Below are 18,851 nucleotides of genomic sequence, written 5' to 3' on the forward strand. Positions count from 1 at the left end.
AGAACGCACCCAGAACACGATGCCATTCCAGAGGCGCTGCCGGATCGGCAGTGGCTTTGGAATGACACAGCTTCGCTTGGTGTGTGGTCTCCGGCCTCATGGAACCGGTGTGTCAAACGCAAAAAGCCCGAGCCAGCGAACCAACTCAGGCTTTCTGCATAGGCACACCCGGCTCGAATTACTTGCGCAGGCCCAGTTTCTGGATCAGGGCCAGGTAGCGGTCAGCGTCCTTGGCCTTGAGGTAGTCGAGCAGCTTGCGGCGGCGGCTCACCATGCGCAGCAGGCCGCGACGACCGTGGTGGTCCTTGGCGTGCGTCTTGAAGTGCGGGGTGAGTTCGTTGATGCGGGCCGTCAGGATGGCGACCTGGACTTCGGGGCTGCCGGTGTCGTTGGCGGCGCGGGCGTTGGCCGCGATGACGTCGGCCTTGACTTTTTGATCGATCATGAATTTTCCTGTGGACTGGCGTCCCGCTGCAGCCAGGGCGATCCTGGGGATCACCAGCCGCGACGGGCGTGAAAGCCGCTGCGACCGCAACGGCAACCGCGCATTCTAGCTGAAGACGGCGCCAGCCGGAAATCCACTGTGCTCCTCTGAACCCGTCGCGCAGTGCCTGCTCACTGCGCAGTGGCCGGCGCGTCGAGCCACCGCCTCAATCGCTGAACCCCGTCGACCAGGCGGTTTGTCTCCCGGCTGGCGAAACACCAGCGCAGCCAACCAGTAGCCTCCTGGCCGAATGCCCCGCCGGGCGCCAGTCCCAGCCCCGCTTCCCGAACCAGCCGTTTGGCGGTGCCCAGACAGTCTGGATGCCCCGGCAGGCGGAAGAAGGCGTACATGCCAGCCCGGGGCGTGGCGAGTTGAACGCCATCCAAGGCCTGCAGCAGCGGCACCAGCGTGTCACGGCAGCGGCGAAGGTGCGCCACCAGTGCGGGCGTCACCTCATCGCCGTGGGCGATGGCCGCCAAGGCGCCACGCTGCACGAACACCGGCGCGCACGAGGTGTTGAACTCAATCAGTTTGCCGACCGGCTCGGTCAGCGCTGGCGGCAGCACCAGCCAGCCCAGGCGCCACCCCGTCATGAGAAAGCTCTTGGAAAAGCTGTGGACCACGATCAGCCGGTCGTCGGGCTCGGCCACATCCAGGAAGCTGGGCGCTGCGCCGTTGGCGGTGTCGTCGCCGTAGTACAGCCGCTCATAGACCTCGTCGGCCACGATCCAGGTGCCGGTGGACCGGCAATGGGTCAGGATGGCCTGTTGCTCGGCCACGGACAGAGAGAACCCGGTCGGGTTGCCGGGTGCGTTGATGACCAGTACGCGCGTGTCCGCGGTCACCGCCGCCCGCAGGGCATCCAGGTCCAGTGTCCAGGCTCCGCCTTCGGCCACCAGCGGCACCGCCTTGATCCGCGCGCCCATCAGCAAGGGCTGAGCCACGAGGTTGGGCCAGACCGGCGTCACCACGGCCACTTCGTCACCGGCGTCCACCAGTGTCTGGGCCGCCAGCATCAGTCCGTTGACGCCGCCCGAGGTGACGGCGATGCGCCCGAACCAGTGGGCGGGGCCACGCCCCGGATGCAACCGGTCCGTGTAGCCCGCAATCGCCTCACGCAGTTCGGGCAGCCCCAGGTTGTGCGCGTAAAAGGTCTCGCCGGCCTGAAGTGACGCCATGGCGGCGGCGCGGATCGGCTCGGGCGTGACTTCGTCGCTTTCGCCAAACCAGAAGGCCAGCACACCCTCGCGCCCGATGCCTTCGTTGGCCACCTCCCGAATGCGAGAACCCTGCAGGTCCGCCACCACCTTGCGCATCGAATCACTCCGTCGTCAGAAACGCGGCATCGTACAGGTGTGGGGCATCTCGGCCTGCTGTGGGGTCAGGGCGCGGATCACGCGAAAGCCATAGCCCGAACCTTCGACATCGAACGGCACACCCGGCTCGCCCTGGCGGTCCATGACGGCCACCGCCAGCGATTGCTGGAACTGGTGGTCTGCCCCGCGCATGCGACCACGTTGACCGGCCAACACCACGTCCGCGCGTTCCAACGCCTGCGCGATGGCGCCCGACTCCACCTTGCCCGCGCGCTCGATGGCCTGCGCCAGTGCTTCGATCATGAGGTGCATGCGCATGTGCACGTAGTCGTCGGCGGGGTTCGGGAAGCGGGCGCGGAACTGGCGGTAAAACGCCTCACTGTCGGGCGAGGGCATGTTGGGAAACCAGTCGGCCACGGCAATCACCTTGCCGATGCCCGCATCGCCAATCGCGGCGGGTGCGCCGAGCGCGTTGCCATAGAACGTGTAGAAGCGGCCGTCAAAGCCCACTTCACGCGCAGCCTTGACCAGCAGGGTCAGGTCATTGCCCCAGTTGCCGGTGAGCACGGCCTGCGCACCGCTGGCCTTGATCTTGGCCGCGTAGGGCAGGAAGTCCTTGATGCGGGCCATGGGGTGCAGCTCGTCGCCAACGATCTGCACGTCCGGGCGCTGTGCGGCCAGCTGGCGCCGCGCCTCTTTGAGCACGCCTTGCCCGAAGCTGTAGTCCTGCCCGATGAGGTAGATGCGCTGCAGCGCCTTGTCCTCGCGCAACACGCTCATCAGCGCCGACATGCGCATGTCGGCATGGGCGTCGAAGCGAAAGTGCCAGGGGCTGCACTTTTCGTTGGTCAGCGTGGGGTCGACGGCGGAATAGTTCAGGTACAGCACGCGCCGCTGCGGCTCGCGCTCGTTGTGCTTGTTCACGGCCTCGATCAGCGCGCTGGCTGTGGCCGATGAGTTGCCCTGGGCAACGATGGTGATGCCGCGATCGAGCGCCGCCCGCATGGCCGACAAGGCCTCTTCGGTCTGGCCTTTGCTGTCGAAGCGCTCGATCTGCAGCGGACGGGCGCCCCCCGGCAGCTTGACGCCACCGCGGGCGTTGACGCGCTCGGCGGCCCAGACCAGGTTGCGCATGACGGCCTCGCCAGTGTTGGCAAACGGCCCCGACATGCCCTCGACCAAGGCAATGCGGATGGGCTCGGCAGCGGCAGGCGCGCTCTGAGCGTGAACGATGGACAGACCGCCAAAGGTCAGGAAGGCCAGCGCGGCGACGGCGCCGCGGCGGCGAAGGGTGTTGGGCATGTGGTTCTCCATACGGGTGAGCAAGGGCCGGGCAAAAGGCTGCCAGCCCTATGTCGCCTACGCGACAGGATGAGACTCTAATTCATAATTACGCCGATACTCCCCCGGCGGTCGGGGAAGCTGGCCAACGCAACATGCCAGGATCGCCAGGGCAACGCGTTCATGCCGGCGCGCCCAATTCGGTCAACGGCCAACGCGGCGCCACATCGAAATGTCCGTGCGGGCCATTGGCGGCGACCAGACCTGCCTGCACTCTCAGGCCCGCAGCCAGCGCGATCATGGCGCCGTTGTCGGTGCACAGCGCCAGCTCCGGGTAGTGCACGCGCAGGCCACGTCGCGCGGCGGCCGCGTCAAGCTGGTGGCGCAAACGGGCGTTCGCCCCCACGCCGCCGGCCACCACCAATCTTTTCAAGCCGGTCCGGGTCAGCGCCGCGAGCGACTTCTTCACCAGCACGTCCACGATGGCCGCCTGGGCGCTGGCCGCCACATCGGCCTTCTGCTGCGCCGTCAACGGATCGGCCAGGTGGCTGGTCGCCGGGCCCTCGGGCGCGGCGTGCGCCAGCCGCTTCACCTGGGTGAGCACCGCGGTCTTGAGCCCGGCAAACGAAAAATCCAGATCGCCGCTGTGCAGCAGGGGCCGCGGCAGTTTGAAGGCGTTGTCGTCGCCCTGCTCTGCCAGGCGCGCCAGCGCCGGGCCACCGGGATAGCCCAGTCCGAGCAGCTTGGCCGACTTGTCGAAGGCCTCGCCCGCGGCGTCGTCGATGGTCTCGCCCAGCAGCTCGTAGCGGCCCACGCCGTCGACCCGCATGAGCTGCGTGTGCCCGCCGGACACCAGCAGCGCCACAAACGGAAAGCTCGGCGGGTCGGCGCTCAGGAAGGGTGAGAGCAGATGCCCTTCGAGGTGGTGCACCGAGATCACCGGCTTGCCCAGCGCCATGCCCAGCGCGTGCGCCACACCGGTGCCCACCAGCAAGGCGCCGGCCAGCCCCGGTCCGCGGGTGCAGGCCACCGCGTCAACGGCCGACAGCGCCAGGCCCGCCTGGGCCAGCACCGCGTCGGTCAAGGGCAGCACGCGGCGGATATGGTCGCGACTGGCCAGTTCGGGCACCACGCCGCCGTAGGCCTGGTGCATCGCAATCTGGCTGTGCAGCGCATGCCCCAGCAACCGAGGCACACTCGTGCCCTCGGCATCGACCAGGGCCACACCGGTTTCGTCGCAGGAGGATTCAATACCCAGGATCCGCATGAGGGCCGAGAGTGTAAGGGCGGCACATTTGTTGCTGCCGGGCTCTGGCAAGAGCCATCGACGGGAACGGATATGAAGACAGGCCTGGACTTTCTGCTGGCCGCCAAGCGCTGCGAGATCGATGGCCTGCAGCGACTGGCGCTCACCGCCACCTGGGTGGACGTGACCGCGCGCCTGGTGCACACGCTGCAGCGCGAGCGCGGGCTCTCCAACATGTACCTGGCCGCACAAGGCGAGCGCCACACCGGGGCGCGCCTGACGCAGATCGCCATGTCCCGGCAGGTCGAGGCCGACTGGCGCCAGCAGATCGAGCGTGTGGACGCCAGTGCCGCGCAGGCGGGCCCGGGGGCGCGCCTGTTCAGCCGCATCGCCTATGTCCTGCAAGGCCTGGACGGACTGGACGCCCTGCGCCAACGCATCGACGAGCGCCGCTGGGACACGGCGCAGTCCACCGAAGCCTATGTCCGGCTGATCGCCGCGCTGCTGGCGGTGGTGTTCGAGGCCGCCGACAGCGCGTCCGACCCCGCCATCTCGCGTCGACTGGTGGCGCTGTTCAACTTCATGCAGGGCAAGGAGTTCGCGGGGCAGGAACGCGCGGTAGGCGCGGCCATGTTCGGCAGCGGCCACGCCGAGCAGGCCGAGCAACAGCGGTTGCTGCACCTGATCGAATCGCAGGAGCGCTGCCTCGAAGTGGTGGGCACCTACGCACCGCCCGAGATCCGCGCCATGCTCAGCGCGCCGCATGTCAGCGCCACGCTGGCCGACCTGGAACGCCTGCGCCGGGTGCTGTGCACGACCACGCAGGGCTCGGTGCTCAAGCCGGAACTCAGCCAGGTCTGGTTCGACACCTGCACCGCACGCATTGACGCCATGAAGGCGGTGGAAGACCGCCTGACCCAGGACCTCGGAGAGGCCTGTAGCGCCAAGATCGCCCAGGCCCAGGCCGAACTGGCCAGCTTTGGTGCAATCAGCGCCGACGCACCGCCCGACCCGCTGGACTTCTACCAGGCCGCGGGCGACGGCGCGCAGGCCGCCCAGGCGTCCAAGAGCTTCGCCCTCACGCTGGAGCGCTCGGTGCTCGACCTGGTGCACGACCAGGCCAAGCGGCTGCAGGCCATGGGCGACGAACTCGAGGCCGTGCGCGCCAGCCTGAACGAGCGACGGGTCATCGAGCGCGCCAAGGGCCTGTTGATGGCGCACCGCCACCTCAGCGAAGCCGAAGCGCACAAGACGCTGCGCCAGATGGCCATGAACCAGAACCGGCGCATCGTCGACGTCGCCGAGGCGGTGCTGGCCATGGCCGACGTGCTGCCCGCGGCGCGCTCCTGACCCCCTCCGGCCGCTGCCCGTGCGCCACCAATTCGGGGCGCACCACGCCCCGACATGCTGCATTGCACCACGGGTGGGCGAGGACACCAGGCGGTAGGACCCTCACCACACCTTCAGAATCTCCAATGATTTCAACAACTTGGCATTCCACGCCAATGCCAGGAAGCGCTGGCACGCTTGCTGCTTGATACGAAGCGACGGTGACCAGCCAACGGCGGCGGGGCACCCCCCGGTCAGACCGGAACAGGACAACGGCGTCCATTGCGTGTTCGCGAAAGCGGGCGCTGCGATGGACGCCATTTTTTTTGGCCCGATTTTTTGTCTCGCAGGAGCATTCCATGACTGCATCGCCCCGCCACTTCAACCGCCGCCAGTTCACCGCCCAGGCTTTGGCCCTGGCTGGCGCCACCACCCTCGGCCTGCCGGCCCACGCACAGAAGGGCCCACGTCCCGAAAAGGAAGCCCTCAAGTTCGGCTTCATCAAACTCACCGACTGCGCCCCGCTGGTCATCGCCTACGAAAAAGGCTTCTTCGAAGACGAAGGCCTGTTCGTCACGCTGGAAGCACAGGCCAACTGGAAGGTGCTGCTCGATCGCGTGATCGACGGCCAGCTCGACGGCGCGCACATGCTGGCCGGCCAGCCGCTGGGCGCCTCGATCGGCTTCGGCACCAAGGCCGACATCGTCACCGCCTTCAGCATGGACCTCAACGGCAACGCCATCACCGTCTCCAATGCGGTGTGGGCCGAGATGAAGCCGCACCTGCCGATGAAGGACGGCAAGGTCGTGCACCCGGTCAAGGCCGACGCGCTCAAGAAAGTGGTCGATGCCTGGAAGAAGGAAGGCAAGCCTTTCAAGATGGGCATGGTCTTCCCCGTCTCGACGCACAACTACGAACTGCGCTACTGGCTCGCCGCCGGTGGCCTCAACCCCGGCTACTACACCGCCAGCGACATCTCGGGCACCCAGCGCGCCGACGTGCTGCTCTCGGTCACCCCGCCGCCGCAGATGCCCGCCACCATGGAAGCCGGCACCATCCACGGCTATTGCGTGGGCGAGCCCTGGAACCAGCAGGCAGTGTTCAAGGGCATTGGTGTGCCGGTGATCACCGATCACCAGATCTGGAAGAACAACCCCGAGAAGGTGTTCGGTGTGATGGGCGAGTGGGCCAAGGCCAACCCCAACACGCACGTGGCCGTCATCAAGGCGCTGATTCGCGCCGGCCAGTGGCTCGATGCCTCCATGGCCAACCGCGTCGAGGCGGTCAAGATCCTGTCGAAGTCGCAATACGTCGGCGCCGACGCCGAGGTGATCGGCAACAGCATGACCGGCACCTTCGAGTTTGAAAAAGGCGACAAGCGCCCGGCACCGGACTTCAACGTCTTCTTCCGCGACTACGCCACCTACCCCTTCTACAGCGACGCCATCTGGTACCTCACCCAGATGCGCCGCTGGGGTCAGATCACCGAGTCCAAGCCCGACAGCTGGTACATGGAAACGGCCAAGCGCGTGTACCGACCCGACGTCTACCTGCAGGCCGCCAACGCGCTGGTCGCCGAAGGCAAGATCAAGGCCACCGACGTGCCCAAGACCGATAGCTTCAAGCCGGTGGACAACACCTTCATCGACGGCGTGGCCTACGACGGTCGCAAGCCCAACGAGTACCTGTCCAAGTTCAAGATCGGCCTCAAAGAGTCCGACAAGGGGTAAGCCATGGCGATCGCAGCACGACTCTTTGGCGGCGCTGCCGCCCTGCGCAACCCGGCGGAGCTGGGCCGCAAACTGGTGATGGGCGCGGGCGTTCCGCTCGTGGCCTTCGCCATCTTCCTGGCGCTGTGGTCCGTCACGGCCGCGCGCATCCAGACCAGCCTGGGCGCCGTGCCCGGTCCGCTGCAGGTGGCCGAGCAGGCGGTCTCGCTGGTGAAGGAACACATGGCCGAGCGTGAGCGCCAGGCCGCCTTCTACGAGCGCCAGGCCAAACGCAATCAGGAGCGCCTGGCCGAAGACCCGAGCTATGAGGTCCGCACCATCAAATGGACCGGCAAGGCCACCTACATCGACCAGATCCTCACCAGCCTGAAGACGGTCTTCGTGGGCTTTTTGCTGGCCACCCTGGTGGCGGTGCCGCTGGGCATTCTGGCTGGTACGTCCAAGGTCGTGCAGGCCGCCATCAACCCGATGGTGCAGCTGTTTCGCCCGGTGTCGCCGCTGGCCTGGCTGCCCATCGTCACGCTGGTGGTGAGTGCGGTGTACGTCACCGCCGACGAGCCGATGTTCCAGAAGTCCTTCCTGATCTCGGCCATCACGGTGACGCTGTGCTCGCTGTGGACCACGCTGATCAACACCGCCATCGGCGTGACCTCGGTCGACAAGGACCTGGTCAACGTCGGCAAGGTGCTGCAACTGCCGCTGGGCACGCGCATCCGCAAGATCATCGTGCCCTCGGCCCTGCCCTTCATCTTCACCGGCATGCGCCTGTCGCTCGGTGTGGGCTGGATGGTGCTGATCGCCGCCGAAATGCTGGCGCAGAACCCAGGCCTGGGCAAATTCGTCTGGGACGAGTTCCAGAACGGCAGCTCCGAGTCGCTGAGCCGCATCATGGTCGCGGTGTTCACCATCGGTGCCATCGGCTTCGCGCTCGACCGCCTGATGCTGGTCCTGCAGAACCTGGTCACGCGACGCTGACATGGGCACGGGAGCCACCGCCATGAACGCCATTGCCATGCCGCGCGCGATCCTGGACGTCGTCAGCGCGCACGACACCCCTGCACCGACCACCCATGCCGCCACGCAAACCGCCGCACTCGAACTGCGCAACGTCTGCAAAGGCTACGGCAGCGGCGCCTCGCGCAGCGAGGTGCTCACCAACCTGAACCTGAGCGTCGCGCCGGGCGAGTTCGTCGCCATCGTCGGCTTCTCGGGCACGGGCAAGACCACGCTCATCAACCTGCTGGCTGGCCTGACCCAGGCGGACAGCGGTGACGTTCTCAAGAACGGACAGCCCATCACCGAGCCCGGCCCCGACCGCGGCATCGTGTTCCAGAGCTACTCGCTCATGCCCTGGCTCACCGTGCGCGAGAACGTGGCCCTGGCGGTGGACCGCGTCAGCGCACACCTGAGCGCCAAGGCGCGCGCCGAGGAGGTCAAACGCTACGTGGCCATGGTGGGCCTGTCGGCCGCCATCGACAAACGCCCCTCGCAGCTCTCAGGTGGCATGCGCCAGCGCGTGTCGGTGGCGCGTGCCCTGGCCACCGATCCGGACACACTGCTGCTCGACGAGCCGCTGTCGGCGCTGGATGCGCTCACCCGCGCCAACCTGCAGGACGAGATCGTTCGCATCTGGAGCGAGAACCGCAAGACGGTGGTGCTCATCACCAACGACGTCGACGAGGCCTTGATGGTGGCCGACCGCATCATCCCGCTGGACATCGGACCGGGCGCCGCGCTGGGCCCGTCGTTCACGGTCGACATCGAACGCCCGCGCGATCGCCGCGCGATGAACCACGACGAGCGCTTCAAGACCCTGCGTGGCCAGATCACCGAGCACCTGATCGGTCTGGCGCACCAGCACGCCGCACAACAGGGCGGCAACGTGATCCAGCTGCCCAGCCTGACCCCGCGTGTGCCGGGCCAGTCGACATCGGCCGCCCCCGGGCCCACCCTGGCCAGCCTGCTCAAGATGCGCCACGCCGCACTGGCCGAGCGCATCGAGACCGAGGCCTTCGAGGCGCAACAGGTCACGCAGTCGATAGCCGCTGATGCCACCGGCCTGGGCGGTGACGAGCGCTTCGCCGAGTTCTCGCGCCTGACCAAGGTCTACCCCACGCCCAAGGGGCCGCAGGCCGTGGTCGAGGGCTTCGACCTCAAGATCCGCAAGGGCGAATTCATCTCGCTCATTGGCCACTCGGGCTGCGGCAAGTCCACCGTGCTGTCGATGATGGCCGGCCTGACCGACGTGACCGAGGGCGTGATCGTGCTCGACGGCCGCGAAGTGCGCGACGCCGGCCCGGACCGGGGCATCGTGTTCCAGGCCCCCAGTCTGGTGCCCTGGCTCACCGCGCACGAAAACGTGATGCTGGGCGTGGCGCGCGTGTTTCCGCACGCCAGCGAAGCCGAGCGCCGCGACACGGTGGGCTACTACCTCAACCGCGTCGGCCTGGGCAGTGCGATGAACAAGCACGCCAGCGAGCTGTCCAACGGCATGAAGCAGCGCGTGGGCATTGCGCGCGCCTTTGCCCTGCAACCCAAGATGCTGTTGCTCGACGAGCCCTTCGGCATGCTGGACTCGCTCACCCGCTGGGACCTGCAGGAAGTGCTGATGGAGGTGTGGTCGCGCAGCCAGGTCACCGCCATGATGGTCACGCACGACGTGGACGAAGCCATCCTGCTGGCCGACCGCGTGGTGATGATGACCAACGGGCCGCGCGCACGCGTCGGCAAGGTCATGGACGTGCCCCTGCCCCGCCCGCGCACCCGCGAAGCGCTGCTCAAGCACCCCCGCTACTACGAGCTGCGCGAGGAGCTGATCGGCTTCCTCGAAGACTGCGGCAGCCAGCACTGACGGTTACCCCCGACCCTGTTCCCTTCCCTCTTTCCCCATCCAAAGGAATTCACCATGGCCTACCTCGCACCCACCGAGTTCGTGACCAAGATGGTTGACGCAGGCGAATCCAAGCTGCTGATGTCCACCCGCGACACGCTGATCCGCGCCTACATGGCCGGCGCCATTCTGGCGCTGGCCGCGGCGTTTGCCGTGACCATCACGGTCAACACCGGCAACCCGCTACTGGGCGCGCTGCTGTTCCCGGTGGGCTTTTGCATGCTCTACCTGCTGGGCTTTGACCTGTTGACCGGCGTGTTCACGCTCGCACCCCTGGCGGTGCTGGACAAGCGGCCCGGCGCCACCTGGTCGGGCGTGCTGCGCAACTGGACCCTGGTCTTCTTCGGCAACTTCGCCGGCGCCCTCACCGTCGCCGTCTTCATGGCCATCATCTTCACCAACGGCTTCTCGGCCGAACCCAACGCCATCGGCCAGAAGATCGGCCACATCGGCGAAGGCCGCACGGTGGGTTACGCCGCCCTTGGTGCCGCCGGCATGCTGACGCTGTTCGTGCGCGCGGTGATGTGCAACTGGATGGTGTCCACCGGTGTGGTGGCGGCCATGATGTCCACCTCGGTGTCGGGCAAGGTCATCGCCATGTGGATGCCCATCCTGGTGTTCTTCTACCTGGGCTTTGAGCACTCCATCGTGAACATGTACCTGTTCCCCTCGGGCCTGATGCTCGGCGGTCACTTCACCTTCATGGACTACCTGCTCTGGAACGAGATCCCCACCGTGCTGGGCAACCTCGTGGGCGGCCTGACCTTCGTTGGCGCGACGCTGTATTCCACCCACTACAAGACGGCGCCCAAGCTGGCGGCTCGCTGAGCGATCGGGGCCTTGTCCCTGGCGAGCCCCGCTGCCAGCGCGCACGGGGCTCGTTTCGCATCTGCCATGACAAGCGAACTCTCGGTGAGCGTGGGTCAGCACAGCGACAAGGGTCGCAAGCCGCTGAACCAGGACTTCCACGGCCTGTGCATTCCGAGGCAACCCTTGCTGGGCGCCAAGGGCATCGCCGTCGCACTGGCCGACGGCATCAGCAGCAGCGACGCGGGCCACGTCGCCAGCGCCTCCGCGGTCCAGAGCTTCCTGGACGACTACTACTGCACCTCGGACGCGTGGTCGGTGAAGACGTCGGCGCACCGTGTGATCGAGGCGGCCAACGCCTGGCTGTATGCCCAGACCTTTCAGGGTCAGGGACGCTTCGACAAGGACCGCGGTCATGTGTGCACCTTCAGCGCGCTGGTGCTGCGCTCGACCACGGCCCACCTGTTCCATGTGGGCGACGCGCGCATCTACCGGGTGCACGCGCAATCGCTGGAACAGCTCACCAACGACCACCGCGTCCACGTGTCGCGCGAGGAGAACTTCCTCAGCCGCGCGCTGGGCATCGCGTCCTCGGTCGACATCGACTACCAGGCGCAGCCCCTGGCGGTGGGCGACACCTTTCTGCTCGCCACCGATGGCGTGCATCAACACGTGGGAGCGGATGTTCTTGCGGCCACCATCCAGGCGAACGCCGCTGATCTGGACCACGCAGCCCGCACCATCATCGATGAAGCGCTGCACAACGGCAGCCCCGACAACCTCACGGTGCAGATCGTGCGCGTGGACGCCCTGCCCGATCCGAACCGGCACGAGCTGCCCCTGCAGGCCGGCGATCTGCCGCTGCCACCACCGCTGTCCGCACGCGCCGAGCTCGACGGCTTTCGCATCGAGCGCGAACTGCATGGCAGCAGCCGCAGTCACGTCTATCTCGCCACCGACCTGGCCAACGGCAATGAGCTGGTGATCAAGACGCCCTCGGTGGACCTGCAGGACGACAAGGCCTACCGCGAACGTTTTCTGATGGAGGAATGGGTGGCCAGGCGCATCCACAACGACCACGTGATGCGCGCCTACCCCTCATGCCGCCAGCGCACCTGCCTCTACACCGCATTGGCCTACGTCCCCGGCCAGACCCTGGCGCAATGGATGCGTGACCACCCGACGCCCGATCTGGCGCAGGTGCGCGACATCGTCGAGCAAGTGGCCAAGGGCCTGCGCGCCTTTCACCGCATGGAGATGCTGCACCAGGACCTGCGCCCCGAGAACATCATGATCGACCCGCAGGGCACGGTGTGCCTCATCGACTTCGGCTCGGTCGCCGTGGCCAGCCTGGCGGAGACCGCACCACCCGACGCCGCGTCGGCCATCCCTGGCACCTTGCAGTACACCGCGCCCGAGTACTTTCTTGGCCAAGGCGGCAGCGCACGCGCCGACACCTTCGCCCTGGCGAGCATCACCTACCAGATGCTGACCGGCCGGCTGCCCTACGGCCTCGGGCTCACGCGCGTGCGCCAAGGTCAGGACCTCAAGCGCCTGTCGTATGAACCGATCCGTTTGCGCCAGCCGCACATCCCCGTCTGGGTCGACAAAGCCATCGAGAAGGCCGTGAGTCTGGACCCGCACCGACGCCACGACGAGGTCTCGGAATTCGCCTGGGACCTGCGTCACCCGAACCGCGCCTACCTGCGCGATCGCGAGCCGCCCCTGGTCGAGCGCCACCCGGTGGCGTTCTGGCAAGGGGTGTCTTTTGTCCTGCTGTTGCTCCTGCTCGCCGTGCTGGCCACGCACCATGCGCCGCACTGAGCGCTACCCGAATTGAGGCATGGCACGCGCGGCACGCACCACCCTGGCGCAACGACGGGGTCGCGATGGCGCAAAACACCGGGAAATGGCCTGTTTTGTCGTGGCATGCAACTTGCGAACACAACGCGCAAACGGTCCGAGTGACCGTGACGGCCGCCAACGCAACGAGGCATTGGCGACCAACCGGACAAAGGCGTCTACACATGCGCGGCCCACTGGGCTGGCACTGTGCAGACGCCTTTTTTGTTTCTTCAGACCCGACTGACCGATGGAGCTGCAATGAACAAACCCAGACTTGTGATGGTCGGCAACGGCATGGCCGGTGTGCGCACCCTCGAAGAGCTGCTCAAGCTGGCCCCCGAGCTGTACGACATCACGGTGTTCGGCGCCGAGCCGCACCCCAACTACAACCGCATCCTGCTCTCGCCAGTGCTTGCGGGCGAACAGACGCTTGAGCAGATCGTGCTCAACGACTGGGACTGGTACCGCGACAACCACATCACGCTGCACACCGGTCGCCGCGTCACGCGCATCGACCGCGTGCGCCGCGTGGTGGTGGCCGATGACGGTCAGGGTGATGTGATCGAGGCGCCCTACGACCGCCTGATCCTGGCCACCGGCTCCAACCCCTTCATGCTGCCCATCCCGGGCAAGGACCTGCCCGGTTTGATCGCCTACCGCGATATCGCCGACACGCAGGCCATGATCGACGCGGCCAAGGCGCACAAGCACGCGGTGGTTATCGGTGGTGGCCTGCTGGGGCTGGAGGCCGCCAACGGACTGATGAAGCGCGGCATGGACGTGACGGTGGTCCACGTGGCACCCTGGCTCATGGAGCGCCAGCTCGACGAGACCGCGGCCAAGCTGCTGCAGCAGTCGCTTGAGGCGCGGGGGCTGAAGTTCCTCATCGGCGCGCAGACCGAATCGCTGCTCGGCACCGATCGCGTGAAATCGGTGCGCTTCACGGACGGCACCGAAGTGCCCGCCGATCTGGTGGTGATGGCGGTGGGTATTCGCCCCAACACCGCGCTCGCCGAATCGGCCGGGCTGCACGTCAACCGCGGCATCGTGGTCAGCGACACGCTGCAGACCGTCACCGATGCGCGCATCTACGCCGTGGGCGAATGTGCGGCGCACCGCGGTATTGCCTACGGCCTGGTGGCCCCGCTGTTCGAGCAAGGCAAGGTGCTGGCCAACCATCTGGCCGAGTTCGGCATCGGCCGCTACAGCGGCTCGCTCACGTCGACCAAGCTCAAGGTCACCGGCATCGACCTGTTCTCGGCCGGCGACTTCATGGGCGGCGACGGCACCGACACCATCGTCATGAGCGATCCGGCCGGCGGCGTCTACAAGAAGCTGGTGCTCAAGGGCGACCAACTGGTGGGTGCCTGCCTGTACGGCGACACGGTCGACGGCAGCTGGTACTTCAAGCTCCTGCGCGACGGCCGCAACCTGGCCGACGTGCGCGAGCGGCTGATGTTCGGCGAGCACTTCAGCACCAGCGCCATCGGTGACGTGGGCCACCAGGGCCAGAGCAAGGCCGCGGCCATGGCCGACAGCGACGAAGTCTGCGGTTGCAACGGCGTCAACAAGGGCGCCATCTGCAAGGCCATCCGCGACAAGGGCCTGTTCACGCTGGATGAGGTGCGCAAGCACACCAAGGCCAGCGCCAGCTGCGGCTCGTGCACCGGCCTGGTCGAGCAGATCCTGATGTTCACCGCTGGCGGCGACTACTCGGCCACGCCCAAGACCAAGGCCATCTGCGGCTGCACCGAACACGGCCACCAGGCGGTGCGTGATGCGATCCGCACCAACCGCCTGACCACGCGCGCCGCGGTGTTCAGTGGCCTCAACTGGCGAACGCCCGACGGCTGCGCCACCTGCCGCCCCGCCATCAACTACTACCTCATCAGCACCTGGCCCAAGGAAGCCAGGGACGATCCGCAGAGCCGCTTCGTCAACGAGCGCATGCACGCCAACATCCAGAAGGACGGCACCTACAGCGTGATCCCGCGCATGTGGGGCGGAGAGACCACCGCCGACGAACTGCGCCGCATCGCCGACGCGGTCGACAAGTACCAGATCCCCACCGTCAAGGTCACCGGCGGCCAGCGCATCGACCTGCTGGGCGTGAAGAAGGAAGACCTGCCCGCGGTGTGGAAGGACATCGGCATGCCCAGTGGCCACGCCTACGCCAAGGCACTGCGCACGGTGAAGACCTGCGTGGGCAGCGAGTGGTGCCGCATGGGCACGCAGGACAGCACTCAAATGGGCAAGGACCTGGAGCGGGCCATGTGGCGCATGTATGCGCCGCACAAGGTCAAGTTCGCCGTCAGCGGCTGCCCGCGCAACTGCGCCGAGGCCGGCATCAAGGACGTGGGCATCGTCGGCGTGGACAGCGGCTGGGAGATGTACGTGGCCGGCAACGGCGGCATCAAGACCGAGGTCGCCCAGTTCCTGGTCAAGCTCAAGACCGCCGAGGAGGTGATGGAATACACCGGCGCGTTCATGGAGCTGTACCGCCAGGAAGGCTGGTACCTGGAGCGCACCGTCCACTACGTGGCGCGCGTCGGGCTCGACCACGTCAAACGCCGCATCCTCGACGACGCCGAAGGTCGCAAGGCGCTGTGGGCGCAGCTGCAGTTCGCCCTCGACGGCGAGCCCGATCCCTGGTTCCAGCACCAGGCCGCTGCCGTCGACACGCGCCAATACATTCCGATTCACGCGGCGCCCGTCGCCGAAGGGAGCCTGGCATGAGCGCCGAACAACCCGCCTGGCTCGCCATCTGCTCGGTCGACGACATCCCGGTGCTGGGCTCGCGCACCGTGCCGCGCGAGCGCGGCGTGGACGTCGCCATCTTCCGCAACGCCGAGAACGAGGTGTTCGCCCTGCTCGACCGCTGCCCCCACAAGGGCGGCCCCCTGAGCCAGGGCATCGTGTTCGGCCAGCGCGTGGCCTGCCCGCTGCACAACTGGACCATCGGCCTCGACAGCGGCCAGGCCCAGGCGCCCGACGAAGGCTGCACCCCGCGCTTTGCGGTGCGCGTGATCGAAGGGCGGGTGCACCTGGATGCGCACGAGCTCGCCACGCTGGGCACCGACCTGGCCCGTCCCATCGCCGGCCCCGCTCGCCGCAAGCCACAGCCATGAACGACACCCGCTCCACCTGCCCTTACTGCGGCGTGGGCTGCGGGGTCATCATTGAAAGCGACGGCGCGCGCATCACCGGCGTGCGCGGCGACCCCGACCATCCGGCGAACTTCGGGCGCCTTTGCAGCAAAGGGGCAACGCTGCACCTGACCGCCAGCCCCGCCATCACGGCGCAGGCGCGACTGCTGTACCCCATGCAGCGCGCCAGCCGCGGCGCACCGGCGCAGCGCGTCGGCTGGGACGACGCGCTCGACACGGCGGCCAGGCGGTTCAATGCCGTGATCGACACCCACGGCCCCGACGCGGTGGGCTTCTACGTGAGCGGCCAGTTGCTCACCGAGGACTACTACGTCTTCAACAAGCTGGCCAAGGGCCTCATCGGCACCAACAACATCGACACCAACTCGCGCCTGTGCATGAGCAGCGCGGTGGCGGGCTACAAGAAGACCCTGGGCGCCGACGCGCCACCCGCGTGCTACGACGACGTCAACCACGCAGACTGTCTGTTCATCATCGGCAGCAACGCGGCCTACGCACACCCGGTGCTGTTTCGCCGCATTGAGGACGCCAAACGCGCGCGGCCCGACATGAAGGTGATCGTGGCCGACCCGCGACGCACCGACACCGCCGGCCTGGCCGACCTGTACCTGCCGCTGCAGCCCGGCACCGACGTGATGCTGTTCCACGGCCTGCTGCACCTGATGCTGTGGGAGGGCTGGACCGACAACGCCTACATCGCGCAACACACCACCGGCTTCGATGCCTTGAAGCAACTGGTGCGCGACGCCACGCCCGCGCGTGTGGCGCAGGTCTGTGGCCTGCGCGAAGAAGATCTGTTGACCGCCGCGCGCTGGTTCGCCCTGTCGCCAGCCACGCTCAGCCTGTACTGCCAGGGCCTCAACCAGAGCCGCAGCGGTACGGCCAAGAACGCCAGCTTGATCAACCTGCACCTGGCCACCGGCCAGATCGGCAAACCCGGCGCGGGCCCGTTCTCGCTGACGGGTCAGCCCAACGCCATGGGCGGGCGCGAGGTCGGTGGCCTGGCCAACCTGCTCTCGGCCCACCGCGACCTCGCCAACCCGGCCCATCGCGCCGAGGTGGCCGCGCTGTGGGGCGTGCCTGACGTGCCCGCCAAGCCCGGCCTGACCGCGGTTGAGCTGTTCGAGGCCGCCGCCGACGGCGCCGTCAAGGCCTTGTGGATTGCCTGCACCAACCCCGCGCAATCCATGCCCGACCAGGCCACCGTGCGCCGCGCACTGCAACGCGCCGAGTTCGTGGTGGTGCAGGAGGCCTTTCTCACCACCGCCACCGCCGACTTGGCCGACCTGCTGCTGCCCGCCACCACCTGGGGCGAAAAGGACGGCACCGTCACCAACAGCGAGCGCCGCATCACGCGCGTGCGCCCGGCGATCCCGGCACCGGGCGAGACGCGCCACGACTGGCGCATCGGCGTGGACTTTGCACAGCGCCTGCGCCCGGGCAACGTCCTCTTCCCCTACCACACGCCCGAATCGGTGTGGAACGAACACCGCGAATCCACGCGTGGACGCGACCTGGACATCACCGGCCTGAGCTATGCCCTGCTCGAGCAGCAAGGCCCGCAGCAATGGCCGTTCGCGCAAGGCGCATCGCAAGGCCGCGAGCGCTTGTACGAAGACGGCGTGTTTCCCACCGCGGACGGGCGGGCCCGCTTCGTGGCCACGCCCTATCAGCCCGTGGCCGAACCACGCCAGAGCAGCTTTCCCTTCTCGCTGACCACCGGCCGGCTGCGCGATCAATGGCATGGCATGAGCCGCACCGGTACGCTGGGCCGTCTGTTCGGCCACGTGGCCGAGCCCTGCGTCGAACTGCATCCGCAGGAGATGGCGCGCCTGAGCCTGGCCAACGGCGATATTGCAGAAGTCACCAGCAAGCGCGGCACGCTGCGCCTGCCCGCCCGCGCCAGCGAGTCGGTCGCGCTCACGCAGGCCTTCATTGCCATGCACTGGGGCGCCGAGTACCTCAGCGGGCGCGGCAAGGATGGTGAACCCATTGCCGGCATCAACGCCATCACCACCTCGGCGCACTGCCCTGACTCAAAGCAGCCGGAACTCAAGCACGCCGCGGTGCGCATCGAGCGCGCCGAGCAAGCCTGGACCTTGCTGGCCATGGCCTGGCTGCCGGAGGCCAACGCCATCAGCGCGCGCGAAACCTTGCGTCAGCTGCTGCCCGAATTGCCCTTTGCCCTGTGTGTGCCCTTCGGGCGCGAGCGCAGCGGTGTGCTGCTGCGCGCGTCGGCCGCCGAGGCGCCTTCACCCGACCTGCTCGCGCGCATCGAAGCGGCGCTGGGCCTGAACGACAGCGGCGCGCTGCGCTACGAAGACGCGCGGGCCGGGCAACGCCGGGTGGTGCTGCGCGAGCAGCGCGCCGACGGCCAGCCCGGGTTGCGGGCCTTTCTGATCGCCGGCGACACACGCGCGCAAACCTGGCTCAAACCCCTGCTCGAAGACGAGCAACCGCTGGCCATCGACGCCCGCCTGCTCCTGCTGCCGGGCGCCCAGGCGCCCGTGGCCATGCCCGCGCGTGGCCGCCAGGTGTGCACCTGCTTCGACGTGAGCGAAGACGCGATTCAGGCCCACCTGGCCCAGGCCGACGGCGACGACGCCGAGCGGCTGGCCAGCCTGCAGGCCACGCTGCGCTGCGGTACCAACTGCGGCTCCTGTGTGCCCGAACTGCAACGCCTGGTGCGCCTGAGCGCCCACCCGGCGGCCGAGGCCACCATATAACGACAAGTCATCAACCCTCACCCACAATCC

13 protein-coding genes are annotated in these 18,851 nt (G+C 67.5%); 9 read left to right on the forward strand and 4 right to left on the reverse strand.

Translation table 11 applies throughout. From position 1 onward, the window contains the following. Positions 1 to 178: 178 nt before the first annotated feature. The 4 genes from rpsO to tsaD form a co-directional block, all read right to left on the reverse strand. Positions 179 to 445, reverse strand: coding sequence for a 30S ribosomal protein S15 (rpsO, locus tag KF871_RS14175; protein WP_291143723.1), 267 nt, complete (start codon positions 443 to 445; stop codon positions 179 to 181). 170 nt (positions 446 to 615) lie between these two features. Further along, positions 616 to 1,800 (reverse strand): pyridoxal phosphate-dependent aminotransferase, encoded by a 1,185-nt coding sequence (locus KF871_RS14180; protein WP_291143726.1) that lies wholly within the window; start codon positions 1,798 to 1,800, stop codon positions 616 to 618. 15 nt (positions 1,801 to 1,815) lie between these two features. Then, positions 1,816 to 3,102 carry a branched-chain amino acid ABC transporter substrate-binding protein gene (locus tag KF871_RS14185; RefSeq protein ID WP_291143729.1) on the reverse strand — a complete coding sequence of 429 codons (1,287 nt, stop codon included), beginning with the start codon at positions 3,100 to 3,102 and terminating at the stop codon, positions 1,816 to 1,818. 160 nt (positions 3,103 to 3,262) lie between these two features. Then, positions 3,263 to 4,348: a tRNA (adenosine(37)-N6)-threonylcarbamoyltransferase complex transferase subunit TsaD gene (gene tsaD, locus KF871_RS14190; protein WP_291143731.1), complete on the reverse strand. Its 1,086-nt coding sequence runs from the start codon at positions 4,346 to 4,348 to the stop codon at positions 3,263 to 3,265. A gap of 72 nt (positions 4,349 to 4,420) precedes the next feature. On the opposite strand from tsaD, the gene KF871_RS14195 reads away from it, so the two are divergent. The 9 genes from KF871_RS14195 to KF871_RS14235 all read left to right on the forward strand — a co-directional run bounded on the left by KF871_RS14195 (position 4,421) and on the right by KF871_RS14235 (position 18,821). Continuing rightward, on the forward strand, positions 4,421 to 5,677 hold the full coding sequence (locus KF871_RS14195; protein WP_291143734.1) for a nitrate regulatory protein: 1,257 nt from the start codon (positions 4,421 to 4,423) through the stop codon (positions 5,675 to 5,677). Positions 5,678 to 6,015: 338 nt separating this feature from the next. After that, on the forward strand, positions 6,016 to 7,386 hold the full coding sequence (locus KF871_RS14200; RefSeq protein WP_291143737.1) for a CmpA/NrtA family ABC transporter substrate-binding protein: 1,371 nt from the start codon (positions 6,016 to 6,018) through the stop codon (positions 7,384 to 7,386). 3 nt (positions 7,387 to 7,389) lie between these two features. Further along, entirely contained in the window at positions 7,390 to 8,361 is a 972-nt protein-coding gene (locus KF871_RS14205; RefSeq protein ID WP_291143740.1) for an ABC transporter permease, read from the forward strand. A gap of 22 nt (positions 8,362 to 8,383) precedes the next feature. Continuing rightward, complete coding sequence (locus tag KF871_RS14210; protein WP_291143743.1) at positions 8,384 to 10,237, forward strand: nitrate ABC transporter ATP-binding protein; 1,854 nt, start codon at positions 8,384 to 8,386, stop codon at positions 10,235 to 10,237. Positions 10,238 to 10,291: 54 nt separating this feature from the next. Beyond that, complete coding sequence (locus KF871_RS14215) at positions 10,292 to 11,104, forward strand: formate/nitrite transporter family protein (protein WP_291143746.1); 813 nt, start codon at positions 10,292 to 10,294, stop codon at positions 11,102 to 11,104. 66 nt (positions 11,105 to 11,170) lie between these two features. Then, complete coding sequence (locus KF871_RS14220) at positions 11,171 to 12,907, forward strand: bifunctional protein-serine/threonine kinase/phosphatase (RefSeq protein WP_291143749.1); 1,737 nt, start codon at positions 11,171 to 11,173, stop codon at positions 12,905 to 12,907. A 279-nt stretch (positions 12,908 to 13,186) separates the two neighbouring features. Continuing rightward, positions 13,187 to 15,664, forward strand: coding sequence for a nitrite reductase large subunit NirB (gene nirB, locus KF871_RS14225; RefSeq protein WP_291143752.1), 2,478 nt, complete (start codon positions 13,187 to 13,189; stop codon positions 15,662 to 15,664). Next, the gene (gene nirD / locus KF871_RS14230) at positions 15,661 to 16,056 is read left to right on the forward strand and encodes a nitrite reductase small subunit NirD (protein WP_291143754.1); all 396 of its coding nucleotides are present in this window, start codon (positions 15,661 to 15,663) and stop codon (positions 16,054 to 16,056) included. Before nirB ends, nirD begins: the two co-directional genes overlap by 4 nt. Continuing rightward, positions 16,053 to 18,821, forward strand: coding sequence for a nitrate reductase (locus KF871_RS14235; RefSeq protein ID WP_291143757.1), 2,769 nt, complete (start codon positions 16,053 to 16,055; stop codon positions 18,819 to 18,821). The genes nirD and KF871_RS14235 overlap by 4 nt, the downstream gene beginning before the upstream one ends. Positions 18,822 to 18,851 lie beyond the last annotated feature (30 nt).

The sequence above is a fragment of the Hydrogenophaga sp. genome (assembly GCF_019635465.1).
In the GTDB taxonomy this organism is placed as follows: Bacteria; Pseudomonadota; Gammaproteobacteria; order Burkholderiales; family Burkholderiaceae_C; genus Hydrogenophaga.

Bases quoted from the DNA above. Each gene is read 5' to 3' on its own strand.
- rpsO (WP_291143723.1), bottom strand. From the start codon at position 445: ATGATCGATCAAAAAGTCAAGGCCGACGTCATCGCGGCCAACGCCCGC.
- KF871_RS14180 (WP_291143726.1), bottom strand. From the start codon at position 1,800: ATGCGCAAGGTGGTGGCGGACCTGCAGGGTTCTCGCATTCGGGAGGTG.
- KF871_RS14185 (WP_291143729.1), bottom strand. From the start codon at position 3,102: ATGCCCAACACCCTTCGCCGCCGCGGCGCCGTCGCCGCGCTGGCCTTC.
- tsaD (WP_291143731.1), bottom strand. From the start codon at position 4,348: ATGCGGATCCTGGGTATTGAATCCTCCTGCGACGAAACCGGTGTGGCC.
- KF871_RS14195 (WP_291143734.1), top strand. From the start codon at position 4,421: ATGAAGACAGGCCTGGACTTTCTGCTGGCCGCCAAGCGCTGCGAGATC.
- KF871_RS14200 (WP_291143737.1), top strand. From the start codon at position 6,016: ATGACTGCATCGCCCCGCCACTTCAACCGCCGCCAGTTCACCGCCCAG.
- KF871_RS14205 (WP_291143740.1), top strand. From the start codon at position 7,390: ATGGCGATCGCAGCACGACTCTTTGGCGGCGCTGCCGCCCTGCGCAAC.
- KF871_RS14210 (WP_291143743.1), top strand. From the start codon at position 8,384: ATGAACGCCATTGCCATGCCGCGCGCGATCCTGGACGTCGTCAGCGCG.
- KF871_RS14215 (WP_291143746.1), top strand. From the start codon at position 10,292: ATGGCCTACCTCGCACCCACCGAGTTCGTGACCAAGATGGTTGACGCA.
- KF871_RS14220 (WP_291143749.1), top strand. From the start codon at position 11,171: ATGACAAGCGAACTCTCGGTGAGCGTGGGTCAGCACAGCGACAAGGGT.
- nirB (WP_291143752.1), top strand. From the start codon at position 13,187: ATGAACAAACCCAGACTTGTGATGGTCGGCAACGGCATGGCCGGTGTG.
- nirD (WP_291143754.1), top strand. From the start codon at position 15,661: ATGAGCGCCGAACAACCCGCCTGGCTCGCCATCTGCTCGGTCGACGAC.
- KF871_RS14235 (WP_291143757.1), top strand. From the start codon at position 16,053: ATGAACGACACCCGCTCCACCTGCCCTTACTGCGGCGTGGGCTGCGGG.